The organism is Luteimonas sp. Soil_C_16 (assembly GCF_057657295.1).
The window spans coordinates 1-15,348 of the sequence record NZ_JBDGIS010000001.1; the positions used below are offsets into that span (position 1 = coordinate 1).

The 15,348-nt window shown below is 68.9% G+C and carries 16 protein-coding genes; 13 read left to right on the forward strand and 3 right to left on the reverse strand.

Features of this window, described 5'->3' with window-relative positions; genetic code table 11:
- Positions 1-401, forward strand: a 401-nt coding sequence (locus AC3A5T_RS00005; protein WP_487626799.1) for a hypothetical protein, incomplete at its 5' end; no start/stop codon positions are given.
- On the opposite strand, the gene AC3A5T_RS00010 is transcribed toward AC3A5T_RS00005, so the two are convergent.
- The 3 genes from AC3A5T_RS00010 to flgA all read right to left on the reverse strand — a co-directional run bounded on the left by AC3A5T_RS00010 (position 356) and on the right by flgA (position 1,809).
- Positions 356-700, reverse strand: coding sequence for a flagellar protein FlgN (locus AC3A5T_RS00010; RefSeq protein WP_232134118.1), 345 nt, complete (start codon positions 698-700; stop codon positions 356-358). The two genes, AC3A5T_RS00005 and AC3A5T_RS00010, sit on opposite strands and share 46 nt — an antisense overlap.
- Complete coding sequence (gene flgM / locus AC3A5T_RS00015) at positions 697-1,014, reverse strand: flagellar biosynthesis anti-sigma factor FlgM (protein WP_487626800.1); 318 nt, start codon at positions 1,012-1,014, stop codon at positions 697-699. Before flgM ends, AC3A5T_RS00010 begins: the two co-directional genes overlap by 4 nt.
- A gap of 111 nt (positions 1,015-1,125) precedes the next feature.
- Positions 1,126-1,809: a flagellar basal body P-ring formation chaperone FlgA gene (flgA, locus tag AC3A5T_RS00020; protein ID WP_487626801.1), complete on the reverse strand. Its 684-nt coding sequence runs from the start codon at positions 1,807-1,809 to the stop codon at positions 1,126-1,128.
- Positions 1,810-2,236: 427 nt separating this feature from the next.
- Between flgA and flgB the strand changes: the two genes are divergently transcribed.
- The 12 genes from flgB (at position 2,237) to AC3A5T_RS00080 (ending at position 15,313) form a co-directional block, all read left to right on the forward strand.
- Positions 2,237-2,608 carry a flagellar basal body rod protein FlgB gene (gene flgB, locus AC3A5T_RS00025; RefSeq protein WP_332079308.1) on the forward strand — a complete coding sequence of 124 codons (372 nt, stop codon included), beginning with the start codon at positions 2,237-2,239 and terminating at the stop codon, positions 2,606-2,608.
- Between the two features lie 11 nt (positions 2,609-2,619).
- Positions 2,620-3,027 (forward strand): flagellar basal body rod protein FlgC, encoded by a 408-nt coding sequence (gene flgC / locus AC3A5T_RS00030; protein ID WP_332079307.1) that lies wholly within the window; start codon positions 2,620-2,622, stop codon positions 3,025-3,027.
- A 26-nt stretch (positions 3,028-3,053) separates the two neighbouring features.
- A complete protein-coding gene (locus tag AC3A5T_RS00035; protein ID WP_332079306.1) occupies positions 3,054-3,731 on the forward strand; it encodes a flagellar hook assembly protein FlgD in 678 nt (225 codons plus the stop codon).
- A 55-nt stretch (positions 3,732-3,786) separates the two neighbouring features.
- A complete protein-coding gene (flgE, locus tag AC3A5T_RS00040) occupies positions 3,787-5,007 on the forward strand; it encodes a flagellar hook protein FlgE (RefSeq protein WP_332079305.1) in 1,221 nt (406 codons plus the stop codon).
- Positions 5,008-5,928: 921 nt separating this feature from the next.
- Entirely contained in the window at positions 5,929-6,675 is a 747-nt protein-coding gene (locus tag AC3A5T_RS00045; protein WP_487626802.1) for a flagellar basal body rod protein FlgF, read from the forward strand.
- Positions 6,676-6,699: 24 nt separating this feature from the next.
- The gene (flgG, locus tag AC3A5T_RS00050) at positions 6,700-7,488 is read left to right on the forward strand and encodes a flagellar basal-body rod protein FlgG (RefSeq protein ID WP_332079302.1); all 789 of its coding nucleotides are present in this window, start codon (positions 6,700-6,702) and stop codon (positions 7,486-7,488) included.
- Between the two features lie 8 nt (positions 7,489-7,496).
- The gene (gene flgH / locus AC3A5T_RS00055; protein ID WP_232134109.1) at positions 7,497-8,219 is read left to right on the forward strand and encodes a flagellar basal body L-ring protein FlgH; all 723 of its coding nucleotides are present in this window, start codon (positions 7,497-7,499) and stop codon (positions 8,217-8,219) included.
- Between the two features lie 11 nt (positions 8,220-8,230).
- On the forward strand, positions 8,231-9,373 hold the full coding sequence (locus tag AC3A5T_RS00060) for a flagellar basal body P-ring protein FlgI (RefSeq protein ID WP_487626803.1): 1,143 nt from the start codon (positions 8,231-8,233) through the stop codon (positions 9,371-9,373).
- A 7-nt stretch (positions 9,374-9,380) separates the two neighbouring features.
- Entirely contained in the window at positions 9,381-10,553 is a 1,173-nt protein-coding gene (gene flgJ / locus AC3A5T_RS00065; protein ID WP_487626804.1) for a flagellar assembly peptidoglycan hydrolase FlgJ, read from the forward strand.
- Positions 10,554-10,562: 9 nt separating this feature from the next.
- A complete protein-coding gene (gene flgK / locus AC3A5T_RS00070) occupies positions 10,563-12,452 on the forward strand; it encodes a flagellar hook-associated protein FlgK (RefSeq protein WP_487626805.1) in 1,890 nt (629 codons plus the stop codon).
- 9 nt (positions 12,453-12,461) lie between these two features.
- Entirely contained in the window at positions 12,462-13,664 is a 1,203-nt protein-coding gene (flgL, locus tag AC3A5T_RS00075; protein WP_487626806.1) for a flagellar hook-associated protein FlgL, read from the forward strand.
- A 485-nt stretch (positions 13,665-14,149) separates the two neighbouring features.
- Positions 14,150-15,313 (forward strand): flagellin, encoded by a 1,164-nt coding sequence (locus tag AC3A5T_RS00080; RefSeq protein WP_487626807.1) that lies wholly within the window; start codon positions 14,150-14,152, stop codon positions 15,311-15,313.
- The last annotated feature ends 35 nt before the right edge of the window (positions 15,314-15,348 follow it).

A 15,348-nucleotide genomic window follows, 5' to 3' on the forward strand; every position in this document is an offset into this window, starting at 1 on the left:
CAAACTCGCTGCGCTCAGACATGGGCTGCTCTTCGACCCCGTCGCCCTGCGATGCTCGGCTCGCTTTACGGCTCGATTCGCGTCAAAGGCGAACAGCAAAAGCCGAAGCCGAAGCCGAAGCAGAGGCAGAGGCAGAGGCAGAGGCAGAGGCAGAAGCGGAAGCGGAAGCGGAAGCGGAAGCCAAAATGGATTCCAGCTTTACCAGACATGCGTCTGTTGAAAGCCGCTGGAATGACGTCGCGGGGCTGATTGCACAACGCGGATGCGCCGAAGCTCAAAAAGATCTAGTCGCCTACCTGAAGCGCAGAAGGCCCGCTTTCGCGGGCCTTCAAAAAGAATCAGAGCAGCGCGCGACTCAGACCACTGCCAACTGCCGTGCCTGCGCGCGGGTGCCGGTGTAGCCGTTCGCGCCATAGGTGCCGGTCGATTCCGTGCGGCCCATGTGCCGCAGCGCCCAGTCGACTTCGCGGCGACGGCGCGACAGCAGCACGCTGTTGGCCTGGTTGAGGATGCGCAGGGCGGCGATGCGGTCGGCGACGGAGAGATCCGGCGGGGCGGCTTCGGCCTGGCGCAGGGCGCGGACCTTGGCTTCGGTGGAGGCCAGCAGGGCGACGACGTCGTTGTCGAGCAGCGCCTGGCGTTCCGCCTGCAGGGCGCCTTCGAGGGCGTCGAGGGCGCCGGACTGGATGACGGCGCTCATCGCGCGCCCTCCAGCTGGCGTTCCAGGCCCAGCATGCGGGTGGCGATGGTCGGGGCGTCGATGGCGTAGCTGCCGTCGGCGATCGCGGCCTTCAGTGCGTTCACGCGGGCCATGTCGATGCCCGCCGGTGCGGTGCCCAGTTCGCGTCCCATGGCCTGCAGTCCTTCGGCGTCGCCGGTCAGGATGACGCGGTCGACCGCCGGGGTCGCCGCGACGGGTTCGTTGCGCGGGGCGCCGCTGCGGCCGACGGACGACAGTGCGGTGGCTTCCGCCGCGCGGACCGCCGGGGGCGGTGCGTCGATCCTGTGGGTCATCGGGAGGCTCCTCGTTCTCGGTACGAACACGATAACGGCCACCCGCGGCGGAACTTGAGGCCCCGCGCGATGCGAAGTTGTGATGACACGTTCAGCTTCCGGAGACGGCGCTCAGAGGACAACCTCGACCACGCCGCTCTCCGGCGTCAGCCGACCGCGGATCACCTTGTTCGAGCCGCTGTTCTGTACCGCCACCCGCTCGCCGACCCGCGCCGAGCCCAGTGCGACGCCAGGCACGCGCACTTCCACGCCACCTGCACGCGAGACCAGCACGACCGGATCGCCGCGCTTGACCGGCTGCCCGGCCTGCACGTCGTTGCCGGTCAGCACGCTGCCGGCACCGAGACCCCGGGCCGGGATGCGGCCGGCGAGTTCGGCGGGATCGCTGAAGACCGCGCCGTCGAGATGGCCGACCTCGCGGCGCTGCACGCTGAGCTTCGACGGATCGATCGGCTCGCCGGCGCGGACCGGGCCGGTGACGACGACCACATCGGCCTCGCGGCGCAGCGTGACCGGGACGTACAGACCCCAGCCGGGCGCATCGCCGCAACGGACCTGGGCGATGCGTGGGCTGGTGGCGACGGCTTCGAGCGGCTGGCTGCAGGCGGCCAGACGCAGGCGCGAGTCGAGGCGAGCTTCGCCGGTGGCCTCGGGGCCGCCGATGGCCTGCAGCGCAGCGGCGCGGATGGCGTCGAGCGGCTGCACGGCGGATTCGGCGGAAGCGGGTGCCGCGCAGGCCAGCCACAGGGCGGCGAGCAGGCAGACGGATCGGAATCGGGCGCGCGGAGTGTCCATGCGCGGGAGCGGTGCAAGGGATGTGCCTGGCCGGCAAGGCGAGGCCTCGACCGCTGCCTCCCGCTCCGATCTCCTCGTCCCAGCGGCGTCTAACAGACGCATGTCTGTTCACGCTAGGACCCATTTTCTCGTCAAAGCCCAAGTCAAGATGGGCCCCAGCTTTCGCTGGGGCGACGGGTCTGGCTGCGCGCGTTCTCGACCCAACGCCATCCGGGAACGCCGATTGCAAGCCGCTTTCAGCCTCCCCCGTCTGCGGGGGAGGCGCTGAGGCCCGGTGCGTACTGGCCGCGACAGAAATCCGACACCGCCGGCCAAGACATCGAAGCACCCGCCCGCTCCAACTCGCCACGCCCCGGCAAGCCCGTCGCACCGCCTCTGGCACGCGGCTTGCCTGATCGGGACGACACCCCGCCCATCGGAGGGCAGCATGGCCGACTTCCTAGGTATCCACGGCACCGCGCTCGCAGTCCGCGAGCAGCGTCTGCAGCTGCTGGCCGCCAACATCGCCAACGCCGACACGCCGCATTACAAGGCGCAGGACCTCGATTTCAACGGGGCCCTCAATGCCGCCCTGGCGGCGCAGCGCGGCGGGCCGCTGGAACAGGGCAATGCGATCTCCACCGCGGCGACGAACGCGCATTTCCTCCGGCCGAGCAGCCAGCCCAGCCTCGACGGCAACACCGTCGACGGCGATCGGGAGAACGCGGCGTTCGCGCAGGCCTCGCTCGAGTACCGCGCCTCGCTGTCGTTCGTCGAGGCCAAGGTGCGCGGCATGTTGACCGCGATCACCGGCCAGTAAGGACCGTATCCATGAGCAATCTGCCGATCTTCGACGTCGCCGGTTCGGCGATGAACGCCCAGTCGGTGCGACTGAGCACCGTCGCCTCGAACATGGCCAACGCCGATTCGGTGTCGGGCGATCCCAACGCCGTCTACCGCGCCAAGCAGCCGGTCTTCACCACCGAGCAGGTCGGGAACAATCCGGCGCTGCAGGGCGTGCGCGCCACGCAGGTGCTCGACAGCCAGGCGCAGCCGATCAAGCGCTACGAGCCGGGCCATCCACTGGCCGACGGCAACGGCTACGTCTACGCGCCGGACATCGATCCGGTGGCGCAGATGGTCGATCTGATTTCCGCCTCGCGCAGCTACCAGGCGAACGTCGAGGTCTTCAACAGCGCGAAGGAAACCGCGCTGGCCACGTTGAACATGGGCCGCTGACGGCCCGCCCCTCCGAGACCGCCACCATGGCCACCGTCGACACCAGTACCCTCGCAGGCCTCGGCCTCACGAAACAGCAGAAGCCGGCCGAGACCTCGACCGGCGCGCTGGGACAAGCGAACTTCCTGCGCCTGATGACCGAGCAGCTGAAGAACCAGGATCCGCTCAAGCCGCTCGACAGCCAGCAGTTCCTCGGCCAGCTGGCGCAGTTCTCCACCGTGCAGGGCATCGACCAGATGCAGACGGCGATGGGTTCGATGGCGAGCGTCATGGAGTCCGACCAGACTCTGCGCGCGGCGAGCCTCGTCGGCCACGACGCGCTGGTGGAAACCTCGAAGGTGCAGCTGGCGGCCGGTGCGCCGCTCAGCGGCGAAATCCAGGCGACCCGCGCCGGCGCGCAGACGATCGAGATCGTCGATTCGGGCGGCACCACCGTGCGGCGCATGACTGTGCAGGCCTCGGCCGCCGGTGCGACCGCGTTCGACTGGGACGGGCTGACCGATACCGGCGTGCCGGCCTCGGGCGGCACCTACACGATCAAGGCGGTCGCGGGCAGCGCCGCCGACGGTGCCGGCACGGGCGAAGCCCTGTCGGTGCGCGTGAAGGCGAAGGTGGAGAGCGTCTCCATCGAGGCCAGCGGCCTGACGTTGAACATGGCCGGCATCGGCAGCCACTCGCTCGCCGCCGTCCGCCGCATCGGCTGACCGCCGCTCCCGCCTCTTCCTCCTTACCCGTACCCGACTCCTCCGGAGAATCCCGATGAGCTTCCGTATTTCCCTGAGCGGCATGAACACCGCCTCTTCCGATCTGAGCGTCACCTCGCACAATATCGCCAACGCCAACACCATCGGCTTCAAGCAGAGCCGCGCCGAGTTCGGCGACGTCTTCGCGGTCTCGCCCTACGGCCTGGCCAAGAACGCCGTCGGCGCCGGTTCGCGCCTGCAGCGCGTGGCCCAGCAGTTCAACCAGGGCAACATCGACTTCACCGGCCAGGCGCTGGACATGGGCGTGTCGGGCCAGGGCTTCTTCACCCTGTCCAACAACGGCCAGACGGTCTACTCGCGCGCCGGCAACTTCACCACCGACAACAACGGCTTCGTGGTGAACCCCTCGGGCCAGCGTCTGCAGGTCTACGCGCCCACCGGCGACGGCCGCAGCTTCAACACCGGCAAGCTCAACGACCTGCAGTTGGCGACCGGCGATGCCCCGCCGAAGGTCAGCACCAAGGTCAACGTGGGCGTGACCCTGCCGGGCAACGCGACCGCGCCCACCAACACCCCGTTCGACGCGACCGACCCGACCACCTACACCCACACCACGTCGGTGACGGTCTACGACTCGCTGGGCGCCTCGCACTCGCAGTCGCTGTACTTCACCAAGACCGCCAACGACAACGAGTGGACGGTGCAGACCCAGATCGACGGCGTGAACGTCGGCGGCCCGCAGACCCTGCAGTACTCCGACACCGGTGCGCTGATCTCGCCGGCCGGCGGCAACATCGCCCTGCCCGCCCACACCCCGCCGGGCGGCGCCGGCCCGATGACGCTGTCGCTGGAACTGGGCAACTCCGTGCAGTACGGCCAGAAGTTCGCCGTGTCGGAGCTGACCCAAGACGGCTACGCCACCGGCAGCCTGTCGGGCATCACGGTCTCGGCCGAAGGCGTGGTCCAGGCGAGCTACAGCAACGGCGTCTCCAAGCCGCTCGGCCAGGTCGCGCTGACGATGTTCGCCAACCCGCAGGGCCTGCAGCAGGCCGGCGACAACGCGTTCTCCGAGACCTTCGAATCCGGCCAGCCGCTGCGCGGCGCCGCCGGCACCTCGCAGTTCGGCCTGGTCCAGGGCGGCGCGCTGGAAGCGTCCAACGTCGACCTGACCGAACAGCTGGTCAGCATGATCACCGCCCAGCGCAACTTCCAGGCGAACGCGCAGATGATCCAGACGCAGGACCAGATCACGCAGACGGTGATCAATCTGCGTTGATGGTTAAGGCATTGTGTCGCGCCTTCCCCCGCTTGCGGTGGAAGGCGCAGTCTGATGCTCGCGTTGCTTTCGCCTTGGCTCCCGGGCTTTGGCTTGGCCTTTCGGCTTCAGCCCTTCGGGCTTCGCTGGGCTTCTGCTCCAGCTTCGGCTTTTCGCCTCGGCTCTTGATCTCAATCGAGCCGTAAAGCGAGCCGAGCATCGCAGGACGACGGGGCCGTAGAGCAGCCCGTGTCTGAGCGTAGCGAGTTTGGGCTGCGTGCCCCGTCGTCCGAGAAGCGCAGGGGACCGCCGCGGCTGTATCGCGGCGGATCGCGTCCGGCGAAGACGGTTTTGCTTACTTTTGCCAAGACAAAAGTAAGCCGCGCGACAGCGCGGAAGCCCTGTACTTGATCTTCGCTCCTGCGGTCGACTCTTTTTTTTTGCTCGAAGAGCGAAGTCGCAAAGCGACGAGCGAAGAAAGAAGCGCGAGCAAGTGCAGGGCTTTCGCCCGCTGCGCGTGCGAGTCCCTTTTGGATGGACCCAAAAGGGACCAAAAGGTCCCTTCGCCGGACGCGAGCCGGCACGGCTGCGCCGAGCCGGTTCCCTGTGCTCCTCGCCTGACATGGCACGCAGCCCAAACTCGCTGCGCTCAGACATGGGCTGCTCTTCGGCCACGCCAGGCTCCGGTGCTCGGCTCGCTTTACGGCTCGATTCGAGATCAAGGGCAACCGCCAGAGCCGAAGCAAGGGCAACTGCAACGGCAGAGGCAGAGCAACGGCATCCCTCACCCGACGCGCTGTGCGCGTCGACCTCTCCCGGAGGGCGAGGTGCCTGGTTTCTCCAAAGACGGGGACACCCCTGGAGAGCGCTGATAAAGGCGAACGAGGGCAGACAACCAAGGCCTGACACCCCGCGCGGCACAGCCCTTGCACGTCCGTTCCTATGGACAAAGCCCTCTACATCGCGATGACCGGCGCCAGCGCCTCGCTGCGCGCGCAGGCGAACGTCGCCCACAACCTCGCCAATGTCGACACCATCGGCTTCCGCGCCACCCTGAGCGCCACGACTGCGATGCCGGTCACAGGCGACGGTTTGTCGTCGCGGGTGGCCACGGCCGAGCGCGTGGTCGGGGTGAGCAATGCGACCGGTGCACTCAGCACGACGGGCAGTCCGCTGGATGTCGCGCTCAATGCCGATCGCTGGTTCGCGGTGCAGGATCCGACCGGCGGCACGGCCTACACCCGCGCGGGCGATCTGCGGGTCAGCCAGAACGGTCTGCTGACCACCGGCACCGGTCTGCAGCTGCTCGATGCGGGCGGCCAGCCGATGGCGATTCCGCCCAACGACGGGATGGAGATCGGTGCCGACGGCACCGTGTCGGTGATTCCGCAAGGCTCGCCGCGTTCGTCGATGACCCAGGTCGGCCGGCTGCAGGTGGTCGAGACCACGACTGCCGATCTCGTGCGCGGCGAAGACGGTTTGCTGCGCGCGAGCGCGGCCCGTCCGGCGCCGGTGCCGGCCGCGGGCGCGGTGCTGCAGAACGGTGTGCTGGAGAGCAGCAACGTCGATGCGACGGGTGCGCTGGTGTCGATGATCCAGCTTTCGCGCCAGTTCGAGATGCAGGTACGCGTCTTGCAGGCCGGTGACGAGTCCGCGCGTTCGTCCAATTCACTGCTGTCCTCGCGCTGATCCCACTTTCAGGAATAGACCGCCATGACCACACAGGCACTCTGGATCGCCAAGACCGGCCTCGACGCGCAGCAGACGCGCATGGCGGTCATTTCCAACAACCTGGCCAACGTCAACACGACCGGCTTCAAGCGCGACCGCGCGAACTTCGAAGACCTGCTGTACCAAGTGCAGCGCCAGCCCGGCGGTGCGTCCTCGGAGCAGACCACGCTGCCCAGCGGCATGGCGACCGGGACCGGCGTGCGCGTGGCGACGACGGCGAAGTCCTTCGTGCAGGGCAACCTGTCGCAGACCGGCAACGCGCTGGACGTGGCGATCAACGGCCGCGGCTTTTTCGAGGTGCTGATGCCCGACGGCAGCAGCGCCTATACCCGCGACGGCGCGTTCCAGATGAACGCCGAAGGCGAGATGGTCACCAACGAGGGCTACCCGGTGCAGCCGGGCATCCAGATCCCCGAAGGCACGCAGAGCATCACCGTCGCCTCCGACGGCACCATCAGCGTCAAGCAGGCCGGCTCGAACGAATCGACCCAGATCGGCGCGCTCACCCTGACCGACTTCGTCAATCCGACCGGCCTGCAGTCGCTGGGCGGCAATCTCTACACCGAAACCACGGCCTCGGGCCCGGCGCAGACCGGCGCGCCTGGCGAGAGCGGCGCGGGCCTGCTGATCCAGGGCTCGCTGGAAAGCTCCAACGTCAACACTGTCGAGGAACTGGTGTCGATGATCGAGACGCAGCGCGCGTACGAGACCAACGCCAAGGCGATCTCGACCGTCGACCAGATGCTCGGCTACCTCAACAACAACCTGTGATCGCGACCATGCGCCTGCTGCTTCCCACTCTCGTGCTCGCTGCGCTGCCGTTGTCGGGCTGCGCGAGTTTCGTCGGCGACGTGGTGCCGTTCCCGCAGCATCCGGCCGCGGCGACGGCGGCCTACGGACCGCGTGCGGCGTACGTGCAGCCGGTGTCGGGCGATGGCGGCGGTTCGATCTTCGCCGGCGCCACCGACGGCAGCGGCAATCCGGGCATCCGCCTGTTCCAGGACAACAAGGCGCGCGAAGTCGGCGACCTGCTGACCGTCGTGCTGGTCGAGAGCACCAGCGCGCGCAGCAATGCGCAGACCGGCATCAGCAAGAATTCGACGATCGGCATGGGCGCGCCCACGCTGTTCGGCCAGAACGTCACGCTCAACGGCCGCAACGTGCTCGAAGCCGAAGTGGAAGCCAAGCGCGGCTTCAACGGCCAGGGCAATTCGACGCAGAGCAATGCGCTCGCCGGCAACATCACCGTCACCGTCATCGAGCGTCTGCCCAACGGCAACCTGCGCGTCGCCGGCGAGAAGCAGGTGCGCCTCAACCAGGGCGACGAACTGGTGCAGGTGCAGGGCATCGTGCGTCCGTCCGACGTCGGCCCCGACAACCGCGTGACCTCCGACCGCGTCGGCGACGCCCGCATCGTCTACGGCGGCCGCGGCGCGATGGCGCGCTCGAATGCGATGGGCTGGCTCGGTCGCTTCTTCAATTCCGCCGCTGCGCCCTATTGAGGCCTGCCGACATGTCTTCCGTTTCCCTGACTTTCCTCTCGCGCGCCATCACGTTCTTCGCCGCGCTGCTGGGCACCGTGGTGCTCGCACTGCCGTCCGCGCCGGTGCACGCCGAACGCGTCAAGGACCTGGCGCAGGTCGCTGGCGTGCGTGGCAATCCGCTGGTCGGCTACGGCCTCGTCGTCGGTCTCGACGGCAGCGGTGACCGCACCTCGCAGACGCCGTTCACCGTGCAGAGTCTCAAGACGATGCTCGACCAGCTGGGCGTGACGATTCCGCCGGGCGTGAATCCGCAGCTCAAGAACGTCGCCGCGGTCGCCATCCAGGCCGAACTGCCGCCGTACGCCAAGCCCGGCCAGACGATCGACGTCACCGTGTCGTCGATCGGCAATGCCGGCTCCTTGCGTGGCGGCGCACTGCTGATGGCGCCGCTGCGTGGCGCCGATGGGCAGATCTACGCGATCGCGCAGGGCTCGCTGGTCGTCAGCGGCTTCGGCGCCTCGGGCCGTGACGGCTCGAAGATCTCGGTCAACGCGCCCAACGGCGGCAGCATTCCCAACGGCGCGATCGTCGAGCGCGCGGTGCCGGGCGCGGCGCAGAGCGCGGCGGGCAACGTGACGCTGAACCTGCACCAGTTCGACTACACCACCGCCTCGCGCATCGTCGAAGCGGTGAACCGCAACTTCGGCGTCGGCACCGCGCAGGCGATCGACGGCGTGACCATCGAAATCACGCCGCCGGCGATGGACCGCATCGGCTTCCTCGCGCAACTCGAATCGCTGGACGTCTCGCCGGGCGCGGCCGCGGCCAAGGTCGTCGTCAATGCGCGCACCGGCACCGTCGTGATGGGCGGCATGGTCGCGGTGTTGCCGGCGGCGGTGTCGCACGGCTCGCTGACGGTGTCGGTCGTCGAGGGTGCGGCGATCAGCCAGCCCGAAGCGTTCTCGCGCGGCGGCCAGACGGTCGTGGTGCCGCAATCGACGGTCAGCGCGACCGCCGACGGCGGCAAGATGTTCATGTTCCAGGGCGGCACGTCGCTGGAATCGATCGTGCGCGCGGTCAACGCCGTGGGCGCGGCGCCGGGCGATCTGGTCGCGATTCTCGAAGCGCTCAAGCGCGCCGGCGCCCTGCGCGCCGAGCTCGAGATCATCTGACGCCGCCATGCGCATCGCTGCCGCCACCGCCCTGCCGCTCGATGCCGCTGCGACACCGTCGCAGCCGCGCATCCGCGAGGCCGCGCGCGAACTGGAAACCCAGTTCGCGCACATGCTGGTGAAGTCGATGCGCAGCACCACGTCGGGCGATCCGCTCGGCGGCGACAACAGCACCTACCGCGACATGTACGACCAGCAGCTGGCGCGCGAGATCACCCAGGGCAAGGGCCTCGGCCTGGCCTCGCAGATCGAGCGCCAGCTGCAGCGCAGCACCGGCGAAGCCGTCGACGAGGTGCCGCTCGATACGCGTCTGCCCGGCGCGATCGGCGCCCCTGCACTGCCGCTCGCGCAGCCGCCCGCGGGCATGACGCTGGGCCTGCGCCCGGCAGGCGAACTCTCGAACCCCGGCGGCAGCGCGATGCCGACTGCCGCGCCCGGCGGCACGCTGTCGCTCGCGTCCACGCGCAGTGGCGTGTCGCTGCAGGCGCTGCCGATGCCGGCGATGCCCGCACCGCCGTCCGACAGCGGCTTCGATACCGGCATCACGCTCGATGCCAGCAGTCCCGAAGCCTTCGTGCAGTCGATCTGGCCGCACGCGCAGAAAGCTGCGGCCGAACTCGGCGTGCCGGCGAAGGCGCTCGTCGCGCAGGCCGCGCTCGAGACCGGCTGGGGCCGGCGCCTGGCCGGCGAGAAGGGCGTGAATTCGAACAACCTGTTCGGCATCAAGGCCGGCAGCCGCTGGTCGGGCGAGAGCGTCAGGACCGGCACCCACGAATACGTCAACGGCGTGCGCCAGACCGAGCAGGCGCGCTTCCGCGCCTACGGCTCGCCCGCCGAGAGCTTCGCCGACTACACGCGCCTGATCGGCAACGACCGCTACGCCGCCGCGCGCGGCACCGGCGAGGACGTGCACCGTTTCGCGACCGCGCTGCAGCGCGCCGGCTACGCCACCGATCCGCGCTACGCCGCCAAGCTCACCGCCATCGCCAACGGCCCGACGATCACCAACGCGATCGCCGGCATGGAACAGCGCGGCCTGCCCGCCTACGACACCGGCGTGCGCTACGCCGGTGCGATGCCCGCGCCCGGCACACGTCTTGCAGCGCAGTCGACGGGCGAACCCGATGTCGCCCTGCTCGCCTCGCTCGGCAACCGCAGGTCGACCGGGCCGCGTTTCTAAGGACCGTCCATGACCGGCATGCTCTCCACAGGCAGTTCCGCCCTCCTCGCGTTCCAGCGCGCGCTGGGCACGATCAGCCACAACGTCGCGAACTCCACCACCGAAGGCTACAGCCGCCAGCGTGTGGACATGGCCGCGCGCGCGGGCACGCCGCAGGCCGGTGGCGGCTATATCGGCCAGGGCGTCGATGTCGCGCGCCTGCAGCGTCTTGCCGATGGCCTGGTGTTCGGCCGCCAGATCGACAGCAGCGGCGAGGTCGGTCGACTGGCGAGCCTGTCGTCGATGGCGACGCGCGTGGACAGTCTGTTCTCCGACGGCTCGACCGGTCTGTCGCAACCGTTCAATGCACTCTTCAATGCCAGCCGTGGCGTCGCCGCCGATCCCACGTCCACAACGGCGCGCAGCGCGCTGCTGGCCGCGGCGCAGGCGCTGACCACGCGCTGGAATTCGCTCGACACGCAGCTCTCGACGATCGAAGCCGAAACCAATGCCAGCCTGAGCGGCAAGATCGGCGACGCGAACCAGCTGATGCGTGAGATCGCCGATCTCAACAAGGCCATCGCCGCCAGCGGCCCGTCGGCCACGCCGGACATGCTCGATGCGCGCGACCTGCGCGTGGGCAAGCTCGCCAACCTCACCGGCGCCAACGTCATCAAGGCCGACGACGGCTCGCTCAACGTGTTCACCCTCGGCGGCCAGCCGCTGGTGCTCGGCGCCAAGGCGTCGACGCTGACCACGCTGCAGGATCCGTATCAGCCCGACCGCATGCAGCTGGGCCTCGATACCGGCAACGGCACGCCGGTGCGGCTGGCCGACAGCAACGTCTCCGGATCGCTCGGCGGCCTGCTCGAATTCCGCGGCCGCGTGCTCGACCCGGCGCGCAACGAGCTGGGCCGGCTCGCCACCGTCTTCGCCACCGAGTTCAACGCCGCGCAGCGCGCGGGCGTGGACTACAACGGCGATGTCGGCGCCGACCTCTTCACCTTCTCGCCGCCGCGCATCTCGGGCAACGCGGCGAACACCGGCTCGGCCGCGTTCCAGACCGGCATCGCCGATGCGGGCGCGCTGAAGGGCCAGGACCTGACCCTGCGCTTCGACGGCAGCAGCTGGGCCGCGCAGCGCAGCGACGGCGCGCCGGTCGCGATGAGCGGCAGCGGCACCGCGGCCGATCCCTTCGTCGTCGACGGCGTGTCGCTGGTGATGAGCGGCAGCGCGGCCGCCGGCGACCGTTTCGCGTTGCGCCCGACCGCCGACGCGGCCGGCAGTCTGAAACTCGCGTTCAACGATCCGACGAAGATCGCCGCAGCCGGCGCGATGACCTCGACCAGCGATCTGGGCAATCTGGGCAACGCGCGCGTCGCCTCGACCAGCGTGACCAGTGCCGCGGCGTTCGCCGGCTTCAACGGCGCGACCATCGAGTTCCTCGACAGCACGCAATACACGGTCGACGGCGCCGGTCCGTTCACGTGGACACCGGGCAGCCCGATCAGCGATCCCGACGGTGCGTGGTCGATCACGCTCGCCGGTACGCCTTCGCCCGGCGACGGTTTCACGCTCGGCCGCACACCCGCGCGTTCGTCGAGCAACGCCAATGCGCTCGCGTTCTCCGGCCTCGACACCGCGGGCACGCTCAATGGCGGCACGGTCTCGCTGACCGTCGGCCTGAGCGAACTCGTCGCCAAGGCCGGCGTCGAAGCGCGGCACGCCTCGCTCGGCCTCGAAGCGCAGCAGGCGATCGATGCGCAGGTCACCGCCGAGCGCGAATCGGTCAGCGGCGTGAACCTCGACGAGGAAGCCGCCAACCTCATGAAATACCAGCAGGCCTACCAGGCGGCGGCGCAGGTCCTCAAGACCGCCGACACGCTGTTCCAGACCCTGCTGGTCTCGGTCAGTCGATAAGGGCCTGCCATGACACTCCGCCTGTCCACCGCCGGCATCCACCAGCAGGGCCTGTCGGCGCTGCTGCGCCAGCAGTCGAACGTCGCACGCGCGCAGCTCGAACTGACGACGCAGCAGAAACTGATCAACGGCGCCGACGATCCGTCGGGCATGGCGAATGCCAAGCGGCTCGAACACGCGCTGTCGACGCTCGAACAGCAGGACAAGGATTCGGCCCTGGTCGAACACCGCCTGCGCACGCAGGAGCAGGCGCTGACCGATGTCGGCACGCAGCTCGATCGTGCGCGGCAGCTGACGGTGCAGGCCGGCAACGGCGCGCTGTCGGATGCCGACCGCGCCTCGATCGCCGGCGAACTGCGGCAGATCAAGGAGGCGATCATCGCGATCGGCAATCGCGACGACGGCACCGGCAATCGCCTGTTCGCGGGCTCGCGCGATGGCGTGTCGCCGTTCGTCGTCGATGCGAATGGCGGTGTCAGCTACATCGGCGACGACGGCCGCAACCAGGTCGAGGTCGCGCCGGGTCTGCGCGTCGGCGATACCGATCCCGGCAGCGACCTGTTCCTGCGCATCCGCACCGGCGACGGCCTGAGCCGCACGACCGCGGGCGCCGGCAACACCGGCAGTGGCGTGATCGGCAGTGGCGCGGTCACCAACACCGCGACCTGGGCCGGCCGCAGTCTCACCGTGCACTTCACCGCGCCCGATGCCTACGAGCTCCGCGACGACGCCGGTGGCGTGGTCGCCAGCGGGCCGTACGTCGCAGGCGCGTCGATCAACGCCGGCGGCATCCAGATGACGCTCAGCGGCGCGCCCGCGGCGGGCGACACCTTCACGATCGCGAAGGCGCCGACGCAGGACGTGTTCGCGACGATCGACACCCTGGCCGCCGCGCTCGACGCGCCGGCGATCACGGCTGCCGAGAAAGCCACGCGCCAGAACGCGATCCAGGCCGCACTCGGCGACATCAGCAGCGCGCAGGATCATTTCCTGTCCGCACGCAGCGACACCGGCACGCGCCTCGCCGCACTCGACGACGCGAAGGACGGCCGCGGTGCGTACGGCCTGGGCCTGGAAACGATGCTGTCGAATCTGCGCGACGTCGATCCCACGGAAGCCGCGAGTCGTCTCGCACTGCAGTCGACTGCACTCGAAGCCGCGCAACGCACGCTGATCAAGGTGCAGCAGATGTCGATCTTCGATCTGCTGTAACGCGACGTCTGCCCTCACCCCAACCCCTCTCCCAGAGGGAGAGGGGCTCGGATATCGCGAGCGTTTGCTTCGTAGCCCCTCTCCCTCTGGGAGAGGGGTTGGGGTGAGGGCTGAGGCTCAAGCGAACCCGACTTCCCGCCCCAATTCGTCGCGAGCCACAGGCATCGCCACGATGGGTTTCGCTGCGCTCTACCCATCCTGCGCAGCGTTGCTGTGGGAGCGCGCTCGCGCGATGAAGCCGTCCCGGCACACCCCATCGCGCGCGTGAGCGCGCTCCCACAGAACGACGCCCACCTAGCATCTTCTCGATCCTGACAACAGCCTTTCCCGCCGATCGCCGAAAAATATTTCGCGATCCGCCCTAAAGGATCCCCCGGGGGTGCCGTTATCCATGTCAGCAGCGGCGAGGGCCAATCCCGGCCAACACCCTGCGGAACCGGCAAGGCCCCTCGTCGCCGCCGGACCCAACCTCCAGGAGAGCTTCCATGTCCCAAGTCATCAACACCAACGTGATGTCGCTCAACGCCCAGCGCAACCTGAGCGCGTCCGGTGCCGATCTCGCCACCTCGCTGCAGCGCCTGTCCTCGGGCCTGCGCATCAACAGCGCCAAGGACGACGCCGCCGGCCTCGCCATCTCGCAGCGCTTCACCACGCAGATCCGCGGCCTCGACCAGGCAGCCCGCAACGCCAACGACGGCATCTCGCTGGCCCAGACCGCCGAAGGCGCGCTGAGCTCGATCGGCGACAACCTCCAGCGCATCCGCGAGCTGGCCGTGCAGAGCCGCAACGCGACCAACTCGACCAGCGACCGCGCCGCGCTCGACGCCGAAGCCCAGCAGCTGAAGGCCGAGATCAACCGCGTCTCCGAGCAGACCAACTTCAACGGCGTGAAGCTGCTCGACGGTTCGTTCCAGGCCCAGTCCTTCCAGGTCGGCGCGAACCAGGGCGAGACGATCGACATCTCGTCGATCGCCAATGCCTCGACCGCCGCGCTCGGCAGCTGGACCGGTGTCGGCACCACGACCTACACCCAGACGCAGACCGCTGCGATCACCGCGGGTGCGGATGCTGCTTCCGTCAGCATCAACGGTGTCAACATCAGCATCCCCGCGGAAGCGAGCCGCACCGGCGGCGATGCACTCACCGAGTTCGCAGCTGCGTTCGACGCCGCCAAGGCGCTTCCGGCCAACGCGACCGCGCTCGCCAATGTGACCTTCAGCGGCGCCGGCGCGGTCGTGTCGACCGATCAGACGCTGACGATCGCCGGCGCGACCAACCTGACCGGTCTGGCCACGGCCAACGGCACCGGCACCACCGTTCCTGGCGCTGCCGCCACCGGTTTTGCTTCGCTGACGCTGACGACCGTCGAAGGCGCCGACAACGCGATGCTGGCGATGGATGCGGCGCTCGACGCCGTCAACACCGCCCGCGCCGAGCTGGGTGCGATCCAGAACCGCTTCACCTCGGTCGTGTCGAACCTGTCGGTCAACTCCGAGAACCTGTCGGCCGCCCGCAGCCGCATCCAGGACGCGGATTTCGCCAAGGAATCGGCGCAGCTGACGCGTAACCAGATCCTGCAGCAGGCCGGTACCGCGATGCTGGCCCAGGCCAACCAGAGCTCGCAGAACGTCCTCAGCCTGATCCGCTGATGCAATACCGGGGCGTGGCACCAGCCACGCCCCGT

Bases quoted from the DNA above. Each gene is read 5' to 3' on its own strand.
- AC3A5T_RS00010 (WP_232134118.1), bottom strand. From the start codon at position 700: ATGAGCGCCGTCATCCAGTCCGGCGCCCTCGACGCCCTCGAAGGCGCC.
- flgM (WP_487626800.1), bottom strand. From the start codon at position 1,014: ATGACCCACAGGATCGACGCACCGCCCCCGGCGGTCCGCGCGGCGGAA.
- flgA (WP_487626801.1), bottom strand. From the start codon at position 1,809: ATGGACACTCCGCGCGCCCGATTCCGATCCGTCTGCCTGCTCGCCGCC.
- flgB (WP_332079308.1), top strand. From the start codon at position 2,237: ATGGCCGACTTCCTAGGTATCCACGGCACCGCGCTCGCAGTCCGCGAG.
- flgC (WP_332079307.1), top strand. From the start codon at position 2,620: ATGAGCAATCTGCCGATCTTCGACGTCGCCGGTTCGGCGATGAACGCC.
- AC3A5T_RS00035 (WP_332079306.1), top strand. From the start codon at position 3,054: ATGGCCACCGTCGACACCAGTACCCTCGCAGGCCTCGGCCTCACGAAA.
- flgE (WP_332079305.1), top strand. From the start codon at position 3,787: ATGAGCTTCCGTATTTCCCTGAGCGGCATGAACACCGCCTCTTCCGAT.
- AC3A5T_RS00045 (WP_487626802.1), top strand. From the start codon at position 5,929: ATGGACAAAGCCCTCTACATCGCGATGACCGGCGCCAGCGCCTCGCTG.
- flgG (WP_332079302.1), top strand. From the start codon at position 6,700: ATGACCACACAGGCACTCTGGATCGCCAAGACCGGCCTCGACGCGCAG.
- flgH (WP_232134109.1), top strand. From the start codon at position 7,497: ATGCGCCTGCTGCTTCCCACTCTCGTGCTCGCTGCGCTGCCGTTGTCG.
- AC3A5T_RS00060 (WP_487626803.1), top strand. From the start codon at position 8,231: ATGTCTTCCGTTTCCCTGACTTTCCTCTCGCGCGCCATCACGTTCTTC.
- flgJ (WP_487626804.1), top strand. From the start codon at position 9,381: ATGCGCATCGCTGCCGCCACCGCCCTGCCGCTCGATGCCGCTGCGACA.
- flgK (WP_487626805.1), top strand. From the start codon at position 10,563: ATGACCGGCATGCTCTCCACAGGCAGTTCCGCCCTCCTCGCGTTCCAG.
- flgL (WP_487626806.1), top strand. From the start codon at position 12,462: ATGACACTCCGCCTGTCCACCGCCGGCATCCACCAGCAGGGCCTGTCG.
- AC3A5T_RS00080 (WP_487626807.1), top strand. From the start codon at position 14,150: ATGTCCCAAGTCATCAACACCAACGTGATGTCGCTCAACGCCCAGCGC.